The following is a 21,811-nucleotide window of genomic DNA, read 5'->3' on the forward strand; positions in this document are numbered from 1 at the left end:
ATGCCGCACACTAAAGATGAATTACCCGACGCGCTGTATAGCGCCGCGCAAGTCCGAGGGCTCGATGCGAGCCTGATCGCGGCCGGCACGCCGGGCTTCGAATTGATGCAGCGTGCGGCGCGGGCGACCTGGCGCGCGCTGGTCCGTCATTGGCCAACGGCGCACGAATTGAGCGTGGTCGCCGGCCACGGCAATAATGCGGGCGACGGTTACCTGGTGGCCGTGCTGGCCCGACGTGCCGGCTGGCACGTGCGGGTGCTGGCTGCCGGTGATCCCGGGCGTTTGCAGGGCGATGCCGCGTCGGCCCATGCCGAGGCGGTAGCCGAAGGCGTTGCCATTCAAGACTGGAACGCACATTCAGAATTACGCGGCATTGTGCTGGATGCCTTGCTCGGCACCGGTCTGACCGGTGAAGTGCGCGAGCCGTATGCCAGCGCCATTGCCGCGATCAACGCCAGTGGGCTACCGGTTGCGGCGGTGGATATCCCCTCGGGGCTGTGCGCCGATACGGGGCGCCAGCTCGGCACTGCGGTTCGTGCGGACCTGACGGTGACGTTTATCGGTTTGAAGCTGGGCCTGTTCACCGGTGACGCTGCGGATGTGGTTGGCGATTTGGCATTCAATGATCTGCAAGCCGCGCCTGAGACGTTTATCGGGGCCACGGTCAGCGCTCGTCGCCTGACTGCCGGTAATGTGCCGCGTCTGAGCGGTCGCGCTCCAACGTCCCACAAAGGCAAATTTGGCCACGTATTGCTGATCGGGGGCGATCGCGGTTTTGGCGGCGCCATTCTGCTCAGTGTACAAAGCGCCCTGCGCAGCGGTGCCGGGATGGTGTCCGTGGTCACTCGCAACGAGCATGTTCCAGCCGCCTTGGCACGTTTGCCAGAAGCTATGGTGCTCGGCACTTCGTCGGCCAATCAATTGATGGGACTGCTTGAGAAGGTCACGGTGCTGGTCGTCGGCCCAGGGCTGGGGCAGGCCGCCTGGGGGCGCAGTCTGTTGTCGGCCGCGGCCAATGCGCCGCTGCCGCAAGTCTGGGACGCTGATGCGTTGAACCTGTTGGCCGAAGGTGGCGTGAGTTTGCCCGCACGTTGTGTTATCACGCCGCACCCTGGCGAGGCGGCGCGATTACTGGGGGTATCAACGGCCGAAGTTCAGGCCGATCGTCCTGCCGCTGCCCATGCATTGAGCAAAAAATATACAGCGGTGGTGATCCTCAAGGGCGCCGGCAGTTTGATCGCCAGCCCCGACGGGCGTCTGGCGTTGTGTCATCAGGGCCATCCGGCCATGGCATCTGCCGGTTTGGGCGATGTGCTGGCCGGGCTGGTCGGCGCCTTGCTCGCTCAGGGCATGGACGCGTACGACGCGGCATGCCTGGCGGTCTGGCTGCACGCCAATGCCGGCGCGCAACAAGGTGAATTTGGCCGTGGGCTGGCGGCCAGTGATCTGATTCCAGCCATTCGTCAGTTGTTGGAGGAGCAAGCACCGTGTCTGAAGTAACCCTGTACCTGGCTGATGAAGAGGCGATGACCGCGTTTGGTGCGCGCATCGCACAAACCACTGAAGGGCACGGTCTGATTTTTCTCGAGGGAGATCTGGGCGCGGGGAAAACCACGCTGTCCAGAGGCATTATTCGTGGCCTGGGGCATACAGGCGCGGTAAAAAGTCCGACCTTCACCCTGGTCGAGCCTTACGAGATTGGGGAGGTCCGTGCCTTCCATTTCGACCTGTATCGACTGGTCGATCCGGAGGAGCTGGAATACCTCGGTATCCGCGACTACTTCGAAGATGACGCGTTGTGCCTGATCGAATGGCCCCGGAACGGTGCAGGCTTTTTGCCAAAGCCCGACCTGACCATTACCATTAGCCCGCAAGACAGCGGGCGTTCGCTGAAAATTTTGCCCCAGGGCTCGCGTGGCGAGTCGTGGTGTGCCGCTTTGGCATTGGAATTCAATTAAATGATGGGGTTAGGTATGCGCTTTCGCGCGTTGGTTGCTGCCGTAGGATTGTTGTTTCTGGCGGTGACCGTCGACGCTGTGGCCGAGACGAAGGTCAACAGCGTTCGCCTGTGGCGGGCGCCGGACAACACGCGACTGGTGTTTGACCTGACAGGGCCTGTCCAGCACAGCGTTTTTACCCTGACCTCCCCGGATCGGTTGGTGATCGACATCAATGGCGCAACTCTGGGGTCGCCGCTGAACGTCAATACCTCGAATACTCCGATCACCGCAATGCGCTCGGCTCAACGAACGCCGACCGACCTGCGAGTGGTCATCGACCTGAAAAAGGCCGTCACGCCGAAAAGCTTTACCTTGGCGCCCAACGCCCAATACGGTAATCGCTTGGTGGTCGACCTGTTCGATAACGCCGCCGATGCCGCGCCAATTCCGGTACCGACCAACGTCGTGACCGTGGCCCCGGTGCCGGTCACTCCGGTAGATCCGCCGGTCAAGTTGCCGCCAGCCCCTGCAGGCAAGCGCGACATCATTGTGGTGATCGATGCCGGCCACGGTGGCGAGGACCCGGGTGCCTCGGGCTCTCGTGGTCAGCGTGAAAAAGATGTGGTGCTGGCCATCGCCCGTGAACTGCAGCGTCAGGTCAATGGCATGAAAGGCTTCCGCGCCGAGCTGACGCGTACCGGCGACTACTTCATTCCGTTGCGTGGCCGCACCGAAATCGCCCGCAAGAAGGGCGCCGATCTATTCGTTTCGATCCACGCCGACGCTGCACCATCGGCCGCCGCGTTCGGTGCGTCGGTGTTCGCCCTGTCCGACCGTGGCGCTACGTCGGAGACCGCCCGTTGGCTGGCCGACAGCGAAAACCGTTCCGACTTGATCGGTGGTGCCGGCAACGTCAGCCTCGACGACAAGGACCGCATGCTGGCCGGTGTGTTGCTCGATTTGTCGATGACCGCTTCCCTGACATCCAGCCTGAACGTTGGCCAGAAAGTCTTGAGCAACATCGGTCGCGTCACGCCGCTGCACAAACAGCGCGTGGAGCAAGCCGGGTTCATGGTGCTGAAGTCGCCGGACATCCCGTCGATCCTGGTGGAAACCGGTTTTATCTCCAACGCCAACGAAGCTTCCAAGCTTGCCGCTGCGAACCACCAGCAGGCGCTGGCGCGTTCTATCAGCAGCGGCGTGCGGCAATTCTTCCAGCAGAATCCACCGCCGGGCACCTACATTGCCTGGCTGCGAGATTCCGGCAAAATCGCTCAAGGTCCACGTGACCATCGGGTGAGCCCGGGCGAAACGTTGGCAATGATCGCTGTGCGCTATCAGGTATCTCCGGCCACCTTGCGTAATGCCAACAACCTCAAAAGCGATGAGTTGAAGATTGGTCAGACGTTGACCATCCCCGGCACTGAACTGGCGGCCAAAGAATGAATCAGGTGCTGACCAATACTGCGCGCATCGAGCTGCTCAGCCCGCGGCTGGCGAACCAGATTGCCGCCGGTGAAGTGGTTGAGCGCCCGGCCTCGGTGATCAAGGAGTTGCTGGAAAACAGCCTCGACTCCGGCGCCAAACGCATTGATGTCGATGTGGAGCAGGGCGGCGTCAAGCTGCTGCGGGTTCGCGACGATGGCAGCGGCATTTCCGCCGATGACCTGCCTCTGGCCCTGGCCCGTCACGCCACGAGCAAGATTCGTAATCTGGAAGATCTTGAGCAGGTGATGAGCCTGGGCTTTCGCGGTGAGGCGCTGGCGTCCATCAGCTCCGTGGCGCGTCTGACCCTGACGTCCCGCACTCGCGATGCCGATCAGGCCTGGCAGGTGGAAACCGAAGGCCGGGACATGGCGCCGCGCGTGCAACCGGCGGCCCATCCGGTGGGGACTTCGGTGGAAGTGCGGGATTTGTTCTTCAACACCCCGGCGCGCCGCAAATTTCTCAAGACCGAAAAAACCGAATTCGATCACCTGCAAGAAGTAATCAAGCGTCTGGCGCTGGCGCGATTCGATGTGGCGTTCCATCTGCGCCACAACGGCAAAACCATCCTCAGTCTGCACGAAGCCCACGATGACGCGGCCCGCGCCCGGCGTGTGGCGGCGATCTGCGGGGCAGGTTTTCTGGAGCAGGCGCTGCCGATCGAAATCGAGCGCAATGGCCTGCACTTGTGGGGTTGGGTCGGGTTGCCGACCTTCAACCGCAGCCAGGCAGACTTGCAGTACTTCTTTGTGAATGGCCGCGCGGTGCGCGACAAACTGGTGGCCCACGCGGTGCGTCAGGCTTATCGCGACGTGCTGTTCAACGGTCGGCACCCGACGTTCGTGCTGTTTTTCGAAGTCGATCCGGCGGGCGTCGACGTCAACGTGCACCCGACCAAGCACGAAGTACGCTTCCGTGACGGGCGCATGGTGCACGATTTCCTCTATGGCACTTTGCACCGCGCCCTTGGCGATGTGCGGCCGGAAGATCACTTGGCCGCGCCTGTCGCGACGGCCATTGTCCGGCCCACCGGGCTCGATGCCGGTGAGTTCGGTCCGCAGGGCGAAATGCGTCTGGCGGCCAATGCGCTGCTGGAACAGCCTCAGGCACAACCGTCGTTCAACACGCCGGCTGGCTCGGGCGCTGGCGCCGGTTACCAATATCAATACACGCCACGGCCTCAGTCCGGCGTGCCCGTCGCTGAAGCCCAGGCGGCCTATCGCGAGTTCTTCGCGCCGCTGCCCGAAGCCAACGCTGTCGCGCTGCCGGCCGGGCAGGACGACATTCCGCCGCTGGGTTACGCGTTGGCGCAGCTCAAGGGCATCTATATTCTTTCGGAAAACGCCCAAGGCCTGGTGCTGGTGGACATGCACGCCGCCCACGAGCGGATCATGTACGAACGCCTGAAAATCGCCATGGCCAGCGAAGGCCTGAGCGGTCAGCCGCTGTTGGTGCCGGAGTCCCTGGCGGTCAGTCAGCGCGAAGCCGATTGTGCCGAAGAACATGTCGCGTGGTTCCAGCGGCTGGGCTTTGAGTTGCAGCGCCTTGGCCCGGAATCGCTGGCGATCCGGCAAATCCCCGCGTTGCTGAAACAGGCTGAAGCCAATCGACTGGTCAGCGACGTTCTGGCGGACTTGATGGAATACGGCACCAGCGACCGGATTCAGGCGCACCTGAACGAATTGCTCGGCACCATGGCCTGTCACGGCGCGATTCGCGCGAATCGGCGTCTGGCCCTGCCGGAAATGAACGGTCTGCTGCGGGACATGGAAAACACCGAACGCAGCGGTCAATGCAACCATGGCCGACCGACCTGGACCCAATTGGGCCTGGACGATCTGGACAAACTGTTTTTGCGCGGTCGTTGATGAGCCAGCTCCCTCCTGCGATTTTCCTGATGGGGCCGACGGCTGCCGGCAAGACCGACCTGGCCATCGAACTCACCAAAGTCCTGCCCTGCGAGCTGATCAGCGTCGATTCGGCGCTGGTTTACCGTGGCATGGACATTGGCACCGCCAAGCCGTCCAAAGCGTTATTGGCCGAATTTCCGCATCGCTTGATCGATATTCTCGACCCGGCCGAAAGTTATTCGGCTGCGGATTTTCGTCGCGATGCGCTTGAGGCCATGGCCGAGATCACCGCGCGGGGCAAAATTCCGCTGCTGGTAGGCGGCACAATGCTCTACTACAAGGCTTTGCTCGAGGGGCTGGCAGACATGCCGGCGGCCGATCCGGATGTGCGGGCGCAAATCGAAGAAGAGGCTGCGCGCCTTGGCTGGCAAGCCCTGCACGATCAATTGGCAGTCATCGATCCGCAATCTGCAGCGCGAATTCATCCGAACGATCCACAGCGTCTCAGTCGCGCGCTGGAAGTTTATCGCGTCAGTGGTCAGAGCATGACTGAGCTACGCTTGCGACAATCTGCGCAAAGTACTGAAGCAGCCGCTTCGGGACTGCAACAATTGCCCTATACTGTCGCGAACTTGGCCATCGCTCCGGCAAATCGCCAGGTACTGCACGAGCGCATTAAACAAAGATTCACAAATATGTTGGAACAGGGATTCATCGACGAGGTCGTAGCCCTGCGAGATAGAGGTGACCTGCATTCGGGGATGCCGTCTATACGTGCTGTAGGCTATCGACAAGTCTGGGATTACCTGGATGGCAAGCTGACGCAAGCCGAGATGCAGGAGCGTGGAATCATTGCCACGCGCCAATTGGCAAAGCGCCAGTTCACCTGGCTGCGCAGTTGGGCTGATTTACATTGGTTGGACAGCCTCGATTGCGACAATCTGCCGCGCGCCTTGAAATACCTCGGGACCATCTCCATATTGAGCTGAGTCCTTGCAATTGCCGTCTATCCTTGGGGGTGTGACGGCCCCAAGCCATCTGTTTACCTATTTTTTATATTGAATCCTTAAAGGAGTGCGGCACATGTCAAAAGGGCATTCGCTACAAGACCCTTACTTGAATACTTTACGTAAAGAGAAAGTGGGGGTTTCCATCTACCTGGTCAACGGGATCAAACTGCAAGGCACGATCGAGTCTTTCGACCAGTTCGTTATCCTGCTGAAAAACACCGTTAGCCAAATGGTTTACAAACACGCTATCTCTACAGTGGTGCCGGTTCGTCCAATTCGTCTGCCTAGCGCAACCGAATCCGAAGCAGGTGACGCTGAGCCAGGTAACGCCTGATAGGAGTCTCCTTTGTTCTTTGAGCGCCACGGTGGTGGTGAACGGGCAATTCTCGTTCACTTGGATGGTCAGGACCCTGAGGCGCGCGAAGATCCGCAGGAGTTTCAGGAGTTGGCAATTTCGGCTGGCGCCGAGACCGTCGCGTTTTTTAACGTGCCGCGTCATCGGCCAACCGCCAAAACCCTGATTAGCAGTGGCAAGGTCGAAGAGTTACGCGACCTGGTCAGCGCCGAACAGGTCGATCTGGTGATTTTCAATCACATCCTCACGCCCAGTCAGGAACGTAACCTCGAACGTATTTTCGAGTGTCGCGTGATTGACCGCACGGGTTTGATTCTCGATATCTTCGCCCAACGCGCCCGCACCCATGAAGGCAAGCTCCAGGTTGAACTGGCCCAGCTTGAACACATGAGTACGCGGCTGGTTCGTGGCTGGACTCACCTTGAACGGCAGAAGGGCGGTATCGGTCTGCGCGGCCCGGGTGAAACCCAGCTGGAAACCGACCGGCGCCTGTTGCGGGTTCGCCTGCGGCAGATCAAGGGGCGCCTGGAAAAGGTCCGCAGCCAACGCGAGCAATCTCGTCGCGGGCGCAAACGTGCTGACATTCCGACGGTTTCACTGGTGGGGTATACCAACGCCGGCAAATCGACGCTGTTCAACTCGGTCACCGATTCCGACGTCTTCGCCGCCGACCAGCTATTCGCTACCCTCGACCCGACCTTGCGCCGACTCGAACTCGATGACCTCGGGCCGATCGTGCTGGCCGACACCGTGGGCTTCATTCGCCACTTGCCGCACAAACTGGTCGAGGCATTTCGGGCTACGCTCGAAGAGTCGAGTAACTCCGACCTGCTGCTGCACGTGATCGATGCGCATGAGCCTGAGCGGATGGCCCAGATTGAACAGGTCATGGTGGTGCTCGGGGAGATCGGGGCGCAAGACTTGCCGATCCTTGAGGTATACAACAAACTCGATTTGCTCGAGGGTGTTGAGCCGCAGATCCAGCGCGATGCCGATGGCAAACCGCAGCGGGTCTGGTTGTCGGCCAAGGACGGTACCGGTCTGGACCTGCTCAAGCAGGCTGTGGCCGAACTGTTGGGCAGTGATTTGTTTGTTGGCACCTTGCGCTTGCCGCAGCGTTTTGCTCGACTGCGTGCGCAGTTTTTCGAACTCGGTGCGGTGCAAAAAGAAGAACACGACGAAGAAGGCATCAGCTTGCTGGCCGTTCGCTTGCCACGGATCGAATTGAATCGACTCGTGAGCCGCGAAGGTCTGCAACCGATGGAGTTCATCGAGCAACACACTTTGCAATAAAAGCCTGAGAAAGCGGTTGTGCCGTGGTGACAGGCATTCTGTAGCATTGGTCGGCGCGCCGTGGGTGCGTCTTTGCTTTATCAGATGGAGAGCGCTATGGCTTGGAATGAGCCGGGTGGCAACTCGAATAATCAGGATCCTTGGGGTGGCAAGCGCCGCAATAACGGCGACCGCAAGGGACCACCGGATCTCGACGAGGCCTTCCGAAAGCTGCAGGAAAGCCTGAACGGGTTGTTCGGTGGTGGTAAAAAACGCAGTGACGAGGGCGGCGGTTCGGGCAAGAGTGGCGGCTTCGGCGGCCTGCTCGGCATCGGCCTGGTCGTGCTGGCGGCCGTGTGGCTGTACAGCGCTGTCTACGTGGTCGACGAGCAGGAGCAAGCCGTGGTGCTGCGCTTCGGCAAATACTATGAAACCGTCGGCCCGGGCCTGAACATCTATTTCCCGCCGATCGATCGCAAGTACCTGGAGAACGTCACGCGTGAGCGTGCCTACACCAAGCAGGGTCAAATGCTGACTGAAGACGAAAACATCGTCGAAGTGCCGCTGACCGTGCAGTACAAGATCAGCAATCTGCAGGACTTCGTGCTGAACGTCGATCAGCCGGAAATCAGTCTGCAGCATGCGACCGACAGTGCCTTGCGTCACGTGGTGGGCTCTACCGCCATGGATCAGGTGCTGACCGAAGGTCGTGAATTGATGGCCAGCGAAATCAAGGAGCGTCTGCAACGTTTCCTCGATACCTATCGCACCGGTATCACCGTCACCCAGGTCAACGTACAGAGCGCAGCTGCACCGCGTGAAGTTCAGGAAGCCTTCGACGACGTGATCCGCGCCCGTGAAGACGAGCAGCGTTCGCGCAACCAGGCTGAAACCTACGCCAACGGCGTCGTGCCGGAAGCCCGTGGTCAGGCCCAGCGCATCCTCGAGGATGCCAACGGTTACCGCGACGAGACCGTCTCCCGCGCCAAGGGTGAGGCTGATCGCTTCACCAAGCTGGTGGCCGAGTATCGCAAGGCCCCTGAAGTCACCCGCCAGCGTCTGTACCTGGACACCATGCAGGAAATCTTCAGCAACACCAGCAAGGTTCTCGTGACCGGCAACAAGAATGGCCAGAACAATCTGCTGTACTTGCCGCTGGACAAAATGGTCGAAAGTGGTCGCAACACCAACACTTCGGTGACCGGTGCGGCAGCCAGCAGCAATGAAACAAATGCGCGTGCGGCAGCCGACCTGCAGCAGCAAGCACGTACCAGGGAGAGTCGCTGATGAGCAATAAATCGCTGATCGCCCTTATTATCGGCGTCGTCGTGGCGATCGTTGCCTGGAACTGCTTCTACATCGTGGCTCAGACCGAGCGCGCGGTGATGCTGCAGTTCGGTCGCGTGGTCCAGGCCGATGTTCAGCCGGGCCTGCACGTGAAAGTGCCTTACGTGAACAAGGTGCGCAAATTCGACGCGCGCCTGATGACACTGGATGCACCGACACAACGCTTCCTGACGCTGGAAAAGAAAGCTGTAATGGTCGATGCCTACGCCAAGTGGCGCGTGAAAGATGCCGAGCGCTTCTACACCGCGACTTCCGGCCTCAAGCAGATTGCCGATGAGCGTCTTTCCCGTCGTCTGGAATCGGGCCTGCGTGACCAGTTCGGTAAACGCACCCTGCACGAAGTGGTGTCCGGTGAGCGTGATGCGCTGATGGCAGACATCACCTCTTCGCTGAACAAGATGGCGGAAAAAGAGCTGGGCATCGAAGTTGTCGATGTCCGGGTCAAAACCATCGACCTGCCGAAGGAAGTGAACCGCAGCGTGTTCGAGCGTATGAGCACCGAGCGTGAGCGTGAAGCTCGCGAGCACCGCGCCAAGGGTAACGAGCTGTCCGAAGGCATCCGTGCCGACGCCGATCGTCAACGCCGCGTGCTGCTGGCTGAAGCCTATCGTGAATCCGAAGAGGTTCGCGGTGACGGTGACGCCCAGGCTGCTGCGATCTACTCCAAGGCATACGGTCAGGATCAGGAGTTCTACGCGTTTTACCGTAGCCTGCGTGCCTACCGTGAAAGCTTCGCGAACAAATCCGACGTCATGGTCCTGGACCCGGGCAGCGACTTCTTCCGTTACCTGGAAAAAGCCAAGCCTTGATACGGCGTTGACCTGAGTCATCCCCCGCCTGGCGGCTAAAACCTCGGGCGGGGTGATCCTTTGGGAAAACGTGTGTATGATGCGGCAGCCGGGAAATTCCCGGCTTTTTTGCGTCTGCACGTTTGATTGCTGTTTTTATGCAGGCGCCCGAGTTGAATGACTCGACAGGTTTTTCGAGGAAAGTGGTTGGTGAAGCCGATTTCAGGCTTTTCGCCCCGTTGTTCATGCGCGTGGTTTGCACATGAGCCGATCATTTTCTGCTTCACTCAAGGCTCGCCCAAAGGCTTGTCGCCCGGATCATAGGGGAATGGCGTAATGGCAACGGTAGACCGCTGGCTGCTGCCAGATGGCATCGAAGAAGTACTGCCACCGGAAGCTGCGCGCATCGAAGTAGCGCGTCGCCAGGTGTTGGATCTGTTCCAGAGCTGGGGTTACGAGTTTGTCGTGACTCCCCATATCGAGTACCTGGAGTCCCTGCTGACTGGCGCGGGTTCGGACCTCGATCTGCGTACCTTCAAGGTCATCGACCCGCAATCGGGCCGGCAGATGGGTTTCCGTGCCGACATCACGCCGCAAGTGGCGCGCATCGATGCGCACACCCTGCGTCGCGAAGGTCCGAGCCGTCTGTGTTATGCCGGTAGCGTGCTGCATGCTCAGCCGCGTGCCTTGTCGTCCTCGCGCAGCCCGATTCAACTGGGTGCAGAGTTGTACGGCGATGCCAGCCCGAGCAGCGACGTGGAAGTCATCAGCCTGATGCTGGCCATGCTGCAACTGGCCGATGTGCCGGATGTGCACATGGACCTCGGCCATGTCGGTATCTACCGCGGCCTGGCCCGCGCCGCCGGTTTGTCCGGCGAAGTCGAGCAACAGTTGTTCGATGCGTTGCAACGTAAAGCCATCGACGAGGTCATTACCTTGACCGAAGGCTTGCCTGCCGATCTGTCGGGCATGCTGCGAGCGCTGGTCGATCTGTGTGGTGGTCGTGAAGTGTTGAGTGCAGCGCGTGAGCGTCTGGCCAATGCGCCGGCACCCGTGCTGGCGGCCCTGGACGATTTGCTGGCAATTGCCGAGCGTCTGTCCACGCGTTTCCCGGAATTACCGCTGTATTTCGACCTGGGCGAGCTGCGCGGCTATCACTACCACACCGGTGTAGTGTTCGCCGTGTTCGTACCGGGTGTTGGCCAGTCCATTGCTCAGGGCGGTCGTTACGACGACATCGGCGCCGACTTCGGTCGTGCCCGTCCGGCGACTGGTTTCTCTACCGATTTGAAAACCCTGGTGACCCTGGGGCGTGCTGAAATCGAGCTACCGTCTGGCGGTATCTGGATGCCTGACAGTACGGATGCAGCACTCTGGCAGCAGGTTTGCCAGTTGCGCAGTGAGGGTCAGCGTGTCGTTCAGGCATTGCCTGGGCAACTTTTGGCCGCCGCCCGTGAAGCGGACTGCGACCGGCAATTGATTCAGCAGAACGGGCTTTGGCAAGTATTGCCGCTGGCTTCTTGAGTTTTCCTGCCGGCCGCCGCCGGCACCAAGTTTGCGCGAATGAGGACAAGTGTTATGGGTAAGAATGTCGTAGTCCTGGGCACCCAATGGGGTGATGAGGGCAAAGGCAAGATCGTTGATCTGCTGACCGAACATGCTGCCGCCGTAGTGCGCTACCAAGGTGGCCACAACGCTGGCCACACCCTGGTGATCGACGGCGAAAAAACCGTCTTGCACCTGATCCCGTCGGGCGTGCTGCGCGAAGGCGTGCAGTGCCTGATCGGTAACGGCGTGGTGGTTGCACCCGACGCATTGCTGCGGGAAATCATCAAGCTGGAAGAGAAAGGCGTGCCGGTGCGCGAGCGCCTGCGTATCAGCCCGTCCTGCCCGCTGATCCTGTCCTATCACGTAGCGCTGGACCAGGCCCGTGAAAAGGCCCGTGGCGAGCTGAAGATCGGTACTACCGGTCGCGGCATCGGCCCGGCTTACGAAGACAAGGTTGCCCGTCGCGGTCTGCGCGTAGGCGATCTGCTCAACATGCCGCGCTTTGAAGCCAAGCTGCGTGAACTGGTGGAATACCACAACTTCATGTTGGTCGGTTTCTACAAAGAGCCAGCCATTGACTTCGACAAGACCCTGGCCGAGTGCAAAGAATACGCTGAACTGCTCAAGCCGCTGATGCTGGACGTGACTGCCGAGCTGCACGACCTGCGTCGTGCTGGCAAAGACATCATGTTCGAAGGGGCCCAAGGTTCGTTGCTGGACATCGACCACGGCACCTACCCGTACGTGACTAGCTCTAACACCACCGCTGGCGGCGTTGCTACCGGTTCGGGCGTTGGTCCGATGTTCCTGGACTACATCCTGGGTATCACCAAGGCTTACACCACACGTGTAGGTTCGGGTCCATTCCCGACTGAGCTGTTCGACGAAGTCGGTGCGCACCTGGCTAAACAAGGTCACGAGTTCGGCGCGACTACCGGCCGTGCTCGTCGTTGTGGCTGGTTTGACGCTGTTATCCTGCGTCGCGCTATCGATGTGAACAGCATCTCGGGCATCTGCCTGACCAAGCTGGACGTACTCGACGGTCTGGAAACCATCAACATCTGCGTCGGCTACAAAGATGCAGAAGGTAAGGACGTTGCCCCGACTGACGCTGACAGCTACATGGGGCTGCAGCCGGTTTACGAAGAAGTGCCGGGCTGGACAGAGTCGACCGTGGGTGCCAAAACCCTGGAAGAGCTGCCAGCTAACGCCCGTGCTTACATCAAGCGCGTTGAAGAGCTGATCGGTGCGCCGATCGACATTATTTCGACGGGCCCTGACCGCAACGAAACCATCGTTCTGCGTCATCCGTTCGCTTAATAAGTCGTTGATGTAAAACACAAAGGCCCCTTAATTGGGGCCTTTGTCGTTTATGCCTGTCGAACGGCATGACCTTTGCTGCGAACATTGAAAAAGCATCGTTTCTGACGTGCTATCAATTTGATGGCGTCAAAGCAGAGGGATTTCCAGTGTCGGCCGTTCTCTCACTGTTACAAAGCCGTCTCTTGCGGCCCGTGTTCGTTACCCTTGGTATCGCCCTTTTGGTGCAGGTGCTGGTGGCTGTCGCTCTGACCCGGAGCACAGTGACTGCGCTGGAAGCTGATCTGGGTGTGCGGCTGGACGCCGATAGCCAAAAGCTCTCTGGTGAGCTTGAGCAGGCAGGACGTGAAGTCACGTCGAGCCTGGATAGCCTGTCCACCAGTACCCGTCAGCGCCTGACCGTCGGGCTGTCTTCGCGTCTGAAAGACGAGCAGGCACAACTGCGTACGACGCTGGAGAAGGACCTGAAGGAATCGGCCAACGACATGGCACAGCTTCTGGCCTCGGTTGCACCCCGCGCCATGTGGGACAGCGACATACCCACCCTGTCCGAATTCGCTCGCCGTGCCCAGCGTAATCCCAATGTGTTGTTCGTGGTCTACGACGACGCCACGGGCCAGCACCTGACGCGCTACCTCAACCGGGAGAACCCGATCAACAAGGCGCTTCTGGAAAAAGGCCAGGGCGAGCGGGCGCTGGACAAAGTGCTGGATGCGGCGAAGAACGATCCGTCGGTCTACTATCTTGAAGCCTCGATCAACCCCAATGGGGTGGAGATCGGCAAAGTTTTGATGGGCGTCTCGACCGCCTCCGTGGAAACCGATCTGGCGGCGCTGGACAAGCGCTTCTCGGCGCTGATCGCCAGCAGTGATCAATTGGTGGGCGACAGCCTCAAAGGCGCAGCAGCTGACAGCGCAACGGCGATGCGCGGGCGTCTGCAATCGGCGCAGTCCACCGCCACCGAAATGAAAGCCAATACCACCACTGCCGTGCAGGAAGCAGCGGGGACTTTGCGCTGGCGCATTGGCATGGGCTTGTCGCTAGTGGGTTTTGGTGTGCTGCTGTTGCTGGCCGTAGTGCTGGGTCGTCGCGTGGTCAATCGCTTGAAGCTGCTGATCGCCGCCATGGATGACCTGGCGGCAGGTGAGGGCGATTTGACCAAGCGTGTGCAGATCAACAGCCAGGATGAGATTGGCGACATGGCCTCGGCGGTCAATCGCTTTGTGGATAAGTTGCAGCCGATCGTGCGGGAGGCGGGCGATGTGGCCCAGCGTACCGGCGTGGAAATCGGCGCCATGACCCTGCGCAATGCTGGTGCCGATGCGGCGGCGGGCATGCAGCGCGATGAAGTGGCCGAAAGCTTGCGCGCGCTGTCGCAAATGGCTGACGAGGCTCAGTCTGAAAGCCACGCCATGCAGGCTGCTTTGCGGCAGGTGGTGGACATTCGTCAGGCTACGGATGAGAACACCCGGACTTCGGCGAAAGTCGGCAGTCTCATCGAGGCATTGGCCGGACAAGTCGACACCGGCGCGAAAGTCATTGAGCGCCTGGCCCAGCAGAGCGAGCAGATTGAGGTGGTGCTGACGGTGATTCACGGGATCGCCGAACAAACCAACTTGCTGGCATTGAACGCGGCCATTGAGGCGGCGCGTGCCGGCGAGACCGGTCGCGGGTTTGCCGTGGTGGCGGATGAGGTGCGGGCACTGGCGAGCAAGACTCAGAGCTCAACCGGCGACATTCAGGCCCACATCGTTGCGTTGCAGCAGGGGGCTCGGGAGGCTGTTGCAGCGATTGGCCAGGCCGGACGTCAGGCCAGCGAAGGTTTGCTGGTGTTGCGCGACAGTGCGCGGTTGCAGCAGTCGGTGCAGACGTCGGTCGAGCAAGTGCATGCGGCTATCGGTCTGGCGACCCAGGCCGCGGCGCATCAGGCGCAAGGTGCGCAGGCAGTGCGTGGGCGGGTTGAGACCATTCATGCACAGGCTGAAAAAGCAGCTCAGGCGGTGGTGGAGACCACGGCCAGCGGCAAGGTGCTGGATGGCTTGGCGGCGCAGTTGAAGGCGAGCCTGGGACAGTTCAGGGCTTAAGTTTTGTATTGTTTGTGCGGACGCCATCGCGGGCAAGCCCGCTCCCACAGGTACTTCTGTGAACTCACAATTTTGTGCGTAACAGAAGACACTGTGGGAGCGGGCTTGCCCGCGATGGCGGTCTCAGCGACTCAAATACATCCGCGTCGTAAGCAAGTAAACCGGCACCCCCGACACCAATATCAACAACGCCGCATAAGGCGCCGCCGCCGCAAACTCCACATTCGCGGTATGCGCCCAGACTTCCGTTGCCAACGTATTCAGTCCGGTGGGGCTCAGCAGCAGCGTCGCCGTCAGCTCCTTCATCGCATCCAGAAACACCAGTGCAAACGCTGCCCCCAAGGCAGGGAAGATTATCGGCAGCGTCACCCGACAAAACGCGCTGAAGGACGACGCCCCCAGCGTGCGTGCGGCCTCTTCCAGTTGCGGCGCTGCCTTGTTCAGCGCGGTGCGAATCGGCGCCTGTGCCAGCGGCAGAAACAACAGCGCGTAAGCAATCAGCAGCAGCGCCGAGGTCTGGTACAGCACCGGTACATAGTGCAGGGCGAAATACACCAGGGTCAGCGCAATCACCAATCCTGGCAGTGCATGCAGCAGATACGGCAGGCGCTCGGCCCAGATTGCCAGTCGGCCTTTATGGCGCACCACCAGCAACCCCACTGGCACCGCCAGCACCAGGCACAGTGCCGCGCCACCGAGGGACAGCGCCAGAGACGACAACAAGGCCTCGCTGATCGCGGCCACCGGGAACGCCGCTGACGAACCCACCATCAGCCAGTACGCCAGCATCCCCAGAGGAATGCCGCTGCCGATGATTGCCAGCAGCAGGCAGTAAAGCTGTCCGACAGTCGTCCACGGCCCCAGACGAACCTGCTGCGCATGTCGCGCCGCGCCTTGGCCGGTGCGTACATGTCGACCCTTGCCACGTACGCGTAGCTCCAGCCATAGCAGCACCAGACACAGCACCAGCAGCACCGCCGAAAGCATCGCTGCGTTAGCGTTGCTGAACTCCAGCTCGAACTGTTGGTAGATCGCTGTGGTGAAAGTCTGCAGACCGATGATCGACAGCGCGCCGAACTCCACCAGCATGTGCAGCGCAATCAGCAGCGAACCGGCCAGCAGTGACGGCCAGAGCAGGGGCAGGGTGATTCTGAAGAACACGCCCCGGCGATTCTGCCCCAGGGTCCGTGCCGACTCCTCCAGGGAAGGATCGAGATTGCGCAGGGTTGCTGCCACCGGCAGAAAAATCAGCGGGTATTTGGACAGGGTCATCACCAGGATTGCCCCGCCCAGCCCTTCGAAGTGAGCGCTCAGGGAAACCCAGGTGAAGCTGCTGACAAACGCTGGCACCGCGAACGGCAGACACAGGATCACGCCCCATAGCCGTCGCCCTGGCAGATTACTGCGTTCCAGCAACCAGGCGAGCGACAAGCCAATCACGCCGCAGGCCAGCGTGACGCCCGCCATCAGCGCCAGCGTATTACGCAGCAGGCCAAACACGTAGGGTCGCCACAGCAAATGCAGCGCCTCGGCCCAGCCGGCCTGCCAGGTCTTGAGGCCGACATAAGCCAGTGGCAATAGACTGAGCGCCACCAGTAGCAAAACCGGCAGCAACAACCAGATCGACGGACGCTTGCGCCGTGGCACGTAGCCCCCGCGCAAGGCGGGGGCAGATAACGATGCGCTCATCAGTTCAAGCCAACGTCACGTTCCAGGTCCAGGGCTTCTTCGGCGTTGCCGAGGTCCGCTGGCGTGACTTTCGGTGCTTGCAGCTCGCTGAACGGCTTGAGGCCACGATCCGATTCCATGCCTTTGTGCAGCGGGTACTCGGCGGTGGTCTGGGTGATCACGCGCTGACCTTCTTCGCTCGCCATGTAGGCGAGGAATTGCTGGGCTTCTTTTGGATGTTTGCTGGATTTCAGTACCGCAGCGCTGGAAACGGTGATCAGCCCGCCGACGTCGCCGCCGGTGAAGTAATGCAGTTTCGAGTCGAGCTGGCCTTTTTCGCGCTGCAAGGCGTACCAGTAGTAATTGTTCACCAGCACGGTCGCGACTTCGCCGTTTTCCACAGCTTTCAGCGCGACCATATTGTTGCTGTAAGTCTTTCCGAAAGCGCGCAGGCCGGTCAGCCATTCTTCAGCCGCATCCATGCCGTGCACTTTGATGATTGCTACGGCTTGTTCCTGAAACGCGCCGCTGGTGGGCACGAAGCCGACCTTGCCTTGCCATTTCGGGTCGGAGAATTCCATTACCGACTTAGGCAGGTCCTTCTCATCGATCAACTTGGGATTGAACGCAACCACGCGGACTCGCGCAGTGATACCGATCCAGGTGCCGTTGCCGGCAACGTAGTCTTTTGGCAGGACAGCGAGGGTAGCGGCGTCGGTTTTCGCCAGCAGGCCCTGTTCGCCGAGTTTGTTCAGCGGTGGGGATTCTTCGGTGTAGATCACGTCGGCGGGGGAACGATCGCCTTCTTCGACGATCTGGCTGGCGAGCTGGTTGCTGCTGCCCTTGCGCACATTGACGTGAATCCCGGTCTTGGCTTCGAAGGCTTTGGCGACGGCGTCGCCGACTTCCTTGTGTTGGCCGTTGTAGAGTGTCAGGGAAACCGGATCGGCGGCTTGGGTGAGGGGGGTGGCGAGTGTCAGGCCGAGCAGGGTGATGGTCAGGCCGCGGCGCAGGGTATTTCGAAACATCATTCGCAGGGTTCCTCACTGTCGCATTGCAAAATCTTGCAACAATGATAAACGATATTGTTTCTCATGTGCGTCTTGCGGGTCTGAGGAGTGTTTGCAGGGTGGGGCTGGGGCGGATCTTTGTGGCGAGAGAGCTTGCTCCCATTCGGCTGCGAAGCAGTCGTAAACCCTGAGAGTGTGGTGTAACTGTTGGAATGATGGGGAGCGCTTCGCACTCCAGCGGGAGCAAGCTCCCTCGCCACAGGAGAGCTAATGGCTTGGGGTTTTAGAAAGCCAGAAACGCAAAAACCCGCTTACGCGGGTTTCTGTGAAATTCAAGATCGTGACCTTGAATTTGAATTGGTGCCCAGAAGAAGACTCGAACTTCCACGACCTTGCGGTCACCAGCACCTGAAGCTGGCGTGTCTACCAATTTCACCATCTGGGCAGTATCGGCAGCGCGTGTGCGTCGTCGATGGCGCGCACTATACGGAGCGTCTTTTTAACTGTAAACCCCCGGGATCGAAAAAACCTGGAAAATTTCTCCAGTGGTATTCAAATCAGCTTTGCGATGTCGATAAAGGGCTTTAGATGGGCTGTCACAGCCTGAAATTTCCCGTTTCATTACGCCTATGCCAAACTAACCCGCATATAGACAAGGTGAAAACTCTCTAATGGCCGATTGGCAGTCCCTCGATCCCGAGGCCGCTCGTGAAGCGGAAAAATATGAAAACCCTATTCCTAGCCGCGAACTGATCCTTCAGCACCTTGCTGATCGAGGTTCGCCTGCTAACCGCGAGCAGCTGGTCGAAGAGTTTGGTCTGACCACAGAAGACCAGATCGAAGCCCTGCGTCGCCGCCTGCGCGCCATGGAGCGCGACGCTCAACTCATCTATACCCGTCGTGGCACTTATGCGCCGGTGGACAAGCTCGACCTGATCCTGGGCCGCATCAGCGGTCACCGTGACGGCTTTGGCTTCCTGGTCCCGGATGACGGCAGTGACGACCTGTTCATGAGCCCGGGGCAAATGCGCCTGGTGTTCGATGGCGACCGTGCCCTGGCCCGTGTTTCCGGCCTCGACCGTCGCGGTCGCCGCGAAGGCATGATCGTCGAAGTGGTGTCCCGTGCCCACGAGACTATCGTCGGTCGTTACTTCGAAGAGGGCGGTATCGGTTTTGTCGTCGCGGATAATCCGAAGATCCAGCAAGAAGTGCTGGTGACTCCGGGCCGCAACGCCAACGCCCAGATCGGTCAGTTCGTCGAAGTGAAGATCACCCACTGGCCGACGCCACGCTTCCAGCCGCAAGGCGACGTGGTCGAAGTCGTGGGTAACTACATGGCGCCGGGCATGGAAATCGATGTCGCCCTGCGCACCTACGATATTCCTCACGTCTGGCCTGAAGCGGTGCTCAAGGAAGCTGCCAAGCTCAAGCCTGAAGTCGAAGAGAAAGACAAAGAGAAACGCATCGACCTGCGCCATCTGCCGTTTGTGACCATCGACGGTGAAGATGCGCGCGACTTCGATGACGCGGTCTACTGCGAAGCCAAGCCGGGCAAGCTGCGCCTGTTCTCCGGTGGCTGGAAGTTGTACGTGGCGATTGCCGACGTTTCCAGTTACGTGAAAATCGGTTCGGCACTGGATAACGAATCCCAGGTGCGTGGCAACTCGGTGTACTTCCCCGAGCGCGTCGTGCCGATGCTGCCAGAGCAACTGTCCAACGGCCTGTGCTCGCTGAACCCGCACGTCGATCGCCTGGCCATGGTCTGCGAGATGACCATCTCCAAATCCGGCGAGATGACCGATTACTGCTTCTACGAAGCGGTGATTCACTCCCACGCTCGCCTGACCTATAACAAGGTCAGCGCCATGCTGGAAACGCCGAAAGCCACTGAAGCACGTCAGCTTCGTGGTGAATACACCGATGTTCTGCCGCACCTCAAGCAGCTGTACGCGCTGTACAAGGTTCTGCTGGCGGCCCGTCACGTGCGCGGCGCGATCGATTTCGAAACGCAGGAAACCCGGATCATCTTCGGTTCCGAGCGCAAGATTGCCGAAATCCGTCCAACCGTTCGTAACGATGCGCACAAGCTGATCGAGGAATGCATGCTGGCGGCCAACGTGGCCACTGCCGAATTCCTGAAAAAGCACGAAATCCCTGCGTTGTATCGCGTCCATGACGGCCCGCCACCGGAGCGTCTGGAAAAACTGCGCGCCTTCCTTGGCGAGCTCGGTCTGTCCCTGCACAAAGGCAAGGATGGTCCGTCGCCGAAGGATTACCAGGCTTTGCTGGCAAGCATCAAGGACCGTCCGGATTTCCACCTGATCCAGACCGTCATGCTGCGTTCGTTGAGCCAAGCGGTGTACAGCGCCGATAACCAGGGCCACTTCGGCCTGAATTACGAAGCCTATACCCACTTCACTTCGCCGATCCGCCGCTACCCGGACTTGCTCACGCATCGGGCGATTCGCAGCGTCATCCATTCGAAAATGGACACCCCGCACGTTCGCCGTGCTGGCGCGATGACCATTCCGAAGGCGCGCATCTATCCGTATGACGAAGCGATCCTGGAGCAGCTCGGCGAGCAGTGCTCGATGAGCGAGCGCCGTGCCGACGAAGCGACCCGCGACGTGGTGAACTGGCTCAAGTGCGAGTTCATGAAAGACCGCGTGGGCGAATCGTTCCCGGGTGTGATCACGGCCGTGACCGGTTTCGGGCTGTTCGTCGAACTGACCGACATTTACGTCGAAGGCCTGGTGCACGTCACCGCGCTGCCGGGTGATTACTACCACTTCGACCCTGTACACCACCGCCTCGCCGGTGAGCGTACCGGTCGCAGCTTCCGTCTTGGCGATACCGTTGAGGTGCGCGTCATGCGCGTCGACCTCGACGAGCGCAAGATCGACTTCGAGATGGCTGAAAAAACCATCAGCGCGCCGATCGGCCGCAAGAAGCGTGGGACTGAAACTGCTGCGCCTGCTGGCGCTACTACCAAATCGGCTACAGAGCCGGCACCGGCGAAAACCGGCCGTCGTCCTGCCAAGGAAAAGGCTGTTGAAGCCTATCGTCCGAGCGATGCCGCGGCAAAAAATGCCGAGTTGCGCAAAAGTCGTGAACTGAAACAGGCGTTGTTGTCTGAAGCGAAAAGCGGCGGTAAAGCGGCGTCTGGGGGAAAGACCGGGCGGTCGGCGCCTGACAAGGCCTCCGGCGGCAAGCCAGCAAAACCGAGCAAACACCGTAAAGGCCCGCCAAAAGCGGGTTCCGCTCCAGCCGCCAGAAGCGGCGGGGCGCGTAAACCTAAGGCCAAGTCATGAGTCAGTTGGAAAAGATCTATGGCGTGCACGCTGTAGAAGCGTTGTTGCGTCATCACCCAAAACGCGTCAAGCAGATCTGGCTGGCGGAAGGCCGCAGTGATCCGCGGGTGCAGACGCTGATCGCACTCGCTGCCGAAAATCGCGTGGCGGTCGGTCAGGCTGAGCGTCGTGAGCTGGATGCGTGGGTAGAAGGCGTGCACCAGGGCGTGGTCGCGGACGTCAGTCCGAGTCAGGTCTGGGGCGAGGCGATGCTCGACGAATTGCTCGATCGCACTGAAGGCGCACCGCTGTTGCTGGTGCTCGATGGCGTGACCGATCCGCACAACCTCGGCGCTTGCCTGCGTTCGGCCGATGCGGCCGGCGCGCTGGCGGTGATCGTGCCAAAGGACAAGTCAGCCACCCTGACCCCGACAGTGCGTAAAGTCGCCTGCGGCGCGGCGGAAGTGATTCCGTTGGTGGCGGTGACCAACCTGGCGCGCACCCTGGAAAAACTCAAGCAGCGTGGCTTGTGGGTCGTCGGTACGGCGGGTGAGGCTGAGCAGGAGCTGTATCAGCAAGACCTGACCGGCCCGACCATCCTGATCATGGGCGCGGAGGGCAGCGGTATGCGCCGCCTGACTCGCGATCTTTGCGACTACCTGGTGCGTCTGCCGATGGCGGGCAGTGTCAGCAGTCTCAACGTTTCCGTGGCTACTGGAGTGTGCCTGTTCGAGGCCCTGCGCCAGCGTGGCGTCAAAGCTGCAACCAAAAAGTCCTGATCCGGTTGTAATCCCTGTGGGAGCGAGCCTGCTCGCGATAGCGGAGTTACATTCAGCACAAATGT

Annotated in this window: 16 protein-coding genes and 1 tRNA gene; 14 read left to right on the forward strand and 3 right to left on the reverse strand. The window is 60.3% G+C overall.

Going from position 1 to position 21,811, the window contains the following annotated elements:
- The 12 genes from ACZ3HH_RS05170 (at window position 1) to ACZ3HH_RS05225 (ending at window position 14,999) form a co-directional block, all read left to right on the forward strand.
- Window positions 1–1,500: an NAD(P)H-hydrate dehydratase gene (locus tag ACZ3HH_RS05170; protein ID WP_465803143.1), complete on the forward strand. Its 1,500-nt coding sequence runs from the start codon at window positions 1–3 to the stop codon at window positions 1,498–1,500.
- Window positions 1,488–1,958 (forward strand): tRNA (adenosine(37)-N6)-threonylcarbamoyltransferase complex ATPase subunit type 1 TsaE, encoded by a 471-nt coding sequence (gene tsaE / locus ACZ3HH_RS05175; RefSeq protein WP_429544711.1) that lies wholly within the window; start codon window positions 1,488–1,490, stop codon window positions 1,956–1,958. The genes ACZ3HH_RS05170 and tsaE overlap by 13 nt, the downstream gene beginning before the upstream one ends.
- Entirely contained in the window at window positions 1,959–3,386 is a 1,428-nt protein-coding gene (locus tag ACZ3HH_RS05180; RefSeq protein WP_465803144.1) for an N-acetylmuramoyl-L-alanine amidase, read from the forward strand.
- A complete protein-coding gene (mutL, locus tag ACZ3HH_RS05185; RefSeq protein WP_465803146.1) occupies window positions 3,383–5,293 on the forward strand; it encodes a DNA mismatch repair endonuclease MutL in 1,911 nt (636 codons plus the stop codon). Before ACZ3HH_RS05180 ends, mutL begins: the two co-directional genes overlap by 4 nt.
- Window positions 5,293–6,264 carry a tRNA (adenosine(37)-N6)-dimethylallyltransferase MiaA gene (gene miaA / locus ACZ3HH_RS05190; RefSeq protein WP_465803148.1) on the forward strand — a complete coding sequence of 324 codons (972 nt, stop codon included), beginning with the start codon at window positions 5,293–5,295 and terminating at the stop codon, window positions 6,262–6,264. The genes mutL and miaA overlap by 1 nt, the downstream gene beginning before the upstream one ends.
- Window positions 6,265–6,358: 94 nt before the next feature.
- Complete coding sequence (hfq, locus tag ACZ3HH_RS05195) at window positions 6,359–6,619, forward strand: RNA chaperone Hfq (RefSeq protein ID WP_007902656.1); 261 nt, start codon at window positions 6,359–6,361, stop codon at window positions 6,617–6,619.
- Between the two features lie 12 nt (window positions 6,620–6,631).
- Window positions 6,632–7,933, forward strand: a complete 1,302-nt coding sequence (gene hflX / locus ACZ3HH_RS05200; RefSeq protein ID WP_008009827.1) for a ribosome rescue GTPase HflX — start codon at window positions 6,632–6,634, stop codon at window positions 7,931–7,933.
- A gap of 96 nt (window positions 7,934–8,029) precedes the next feature.
- Window positions 8,030–9,199: an FtsH protease activity modulator HflK gene (hflK, locus tag ACZ3HH_RS05205; RefSeq protein ID WP_465803153.1), complete on the forward strand. Its 1,170-nt coding sequence runs from the start codon at window positions 8,030–8,032 to the stop codon at window positions 9,197–9,199.
- Window positions 9,199–10,068 carry a protease modulator HflC gene (hflC, locus tag ACZ3HH_RS05210; protein WP_030128329.1) on the forward strand — a complete coding sequence of 290 codons (870 nt, stop codon included), beginning with the start codon at window positions 9,199–9,201 and terminating at the stop codon, window positions 10,066–10,068. The genes hflK and hflC overlap by 1 nt, the downstream gene beginning before the upstream one ends.
- A gap of 315 nt (window positions 10,069–10,383) precedes the next feature.
- Window positions 10,384–11,571, forward strand: a complete 1,188-nt coding sequence (locus tag ACZ3HH_RS05215; RefSeq protein ID WP_007902665.1) for an ATP phosphoribosyltransferase regulatory subunit — start codon at window positions 10,384–10,386, stop codon at window positions 11,569–11,571.
- A gap of 54 nt (window positions 11,572–11,625) precedes the next feature.
- Window positions 11,626–12,915, forward strand: a complete 1,290-nt coding sequence (locus ACZ3HH_RS05220; RefSeq protein ID WP_030128327.1) for an adenylosuccinate synthase — start codon at window positions 11,626–11,628, stop codon at window positions 12,913–12,915.
- 149 nt (window positions 12,916–13,064) lie between these two features.
- A complete protein-coding gene (locus ACZ3HH_RS05225) occupies window positions 13,065–14,999 on the forward strand; it encodes a methyl-accepting chemotaxis protein (RefSeq protein WP_465803155.1) in 1,935 nt (644 codons plus the stop codon).
- A gap of 123 nt (window positions 15,000–15,122) precedes the next feature.
- Here the strand turns inward: ACZ3HH_RS05225 and ACZ3HH_RS05230 are convergent, their stop codons facing one another.
- The 3 genes from ACZ3HH_RS05230 to ACZ3HH_RS05240 form a co-directional block, all read right to left on the reverse strand.
- Window positions 15,123–16,688, reverse strand: a complete 1,566-nt coding sequence (locus tag ACZ3HH_RS05230; protein ID WP_465803157.1) for an ABC transporter permease — start codon at window positions 16,686–16,688, stop codon at window positions 15,123–15,125.
- Window positions 16,688–17,698 (reverse strand): iron ABC transporter substrate-binding protein, encoded by a 1,011-nt coding sequence (locus ACZ3HH_RS05235; RefSeq protein WP_465803159.1) that lies wholly within the window; start codon window positions 17,696–17,698, stop codon window positions 16,688–16,690. The genes ACZ3HH_RS05230 and ACZ3HH_RS05235 overlap by 1 nt, the downstream gene beginning before the upstream one ends.
- Before the next feature lie 337 nt (window positions 17,699–18,035).
- Window positions 18,036–18,122 (reverse strand) — tRNA-Leu (locus tag ACZ3HH_RS05240).
- A 226-nt stretch (window positions 18,123–18,348) separates the two neighbouring features.
- Between ACZ3HH_RS05240 and rnr the strand changes: the two genes are divergently transcribed.
- Window positions 18,349–20,988, forward strand: coding sequence for a ribonuclease R (gene rnr, locus ACZ3HH_RS05245; protein WP_465803160.1), 2,640 nt, complete (start codon window positions 18,349–18,351; stop codon window positions 20,986–20,988).
- The gene (rlmB, locus tag ACZ3HH_RS05250) at window positions 20,985–21,746 is read left to right on the forward strand and encodes a 23S rRNA (guanosine(2251)-2'-O)-methyltransferase RlmB (protein WP_217855596.1); all 762 of its coding nucleotides are present in this window, start codon (window positions 20,985–20,987) and stop codon (window positions 21,744–21,746) included. The genes rnr and rlmB overlap by 4 nt, the downstream gene beginning before the upstream one ends.
- The last annotated feature ends 65 nt before the right edge of the window (window positions 21,747–21,811 follow it).

It is taken from the genome of Pseudomonas sp. PME37.24/025 (genome assembly GCF_055556615.1).

Coding starts and splice junctions, on each gene's coding strand:
- ACZ3HH_RS05170 (WP_465803143.1), top strand. CDS start 1: ATGCCGCACACTAAAGATGAATTACCCGACGCGCTGTATAGCGCCGCG.
- ACZ3HH_RS05180 (WP_465803144.1), top strand. CDS start 1,959: ATGATGGGGTTAGGTATGCGCTTTCGCGCGTTGGTTGCTGCCGTAGGA.
- mutL (WP_465803146.1), top strand. CDS start 3,383: ATGAATCAGGTGCTGACCAATACTGCGCGCATCGAGCTGCTCAGCCCG.
- miaA (WP_465803148.1), top strand. CDS start 5,293: ATGAGCCAGCTCCCTCCTGCGATTTTCCTGATGGGGCCGACGGCTGCC.
- hfq (WP_007902656.1), top strand. CDS start 6,359: ATGTCAAAAGGGCATTCGCTACAAGACCCTTACTTGAATACTTTACGT.
- hflK (WP_465803153.1), top strand. CDS start 8,030: ATGGCTTGGAATGAGCCGGGTGGCAACTCGAATAATCAGGATCCTTGG.
- hflC (WP_030128329.1), top strand. CDS start 9,199: ATGAGCAATAAATCGCTGATCGCCCTTATTATCGGCGTCGTCGTGGCG.
- ACZ3HH_RS05215 (WP_007902665.1), top strand. CDS start 10,384: ATGGCAACGGTAGACCGCTGGCTGCTGCCAGATGGCATCGAAGAAGTA.
- ACZ3HH_RS05220 (WP_030128327.1), top strand. CDS start 11,626: ATGGGTAAGAATGTCGTAGTCCTGGGCACCCAATGGGGTGATGAGGGC.
- ACZ3HH_RS05230 (WP_465803157.1), bottom strand. CDS start 16,688: ATGAGCGCATCGTTATCTGCCCCCGCCTTGCGCGGGGGCTACGTGCCA.
- ACZ3HH_RS05235 (WP_465803159.1), bottom strand. CDS start 17,698: ATGATGTTTCGAAATACCCTGCGCCGCGGCCTGACCATCACCCTGCTC.
- rnr (WP_465803160.1), top strand. CDS start 18,349: ATGGCCGATTGGCAGTCCCTCGATCCCGAGGCCGCTCGTGAAGCGGAA.
- rlmB (WP_217855596.1), top strand. CDS start 20,985: ATGAGTCAGTTGGAAAAGATCTATGGCGTGCACGCTGTAGAAGCGTTG.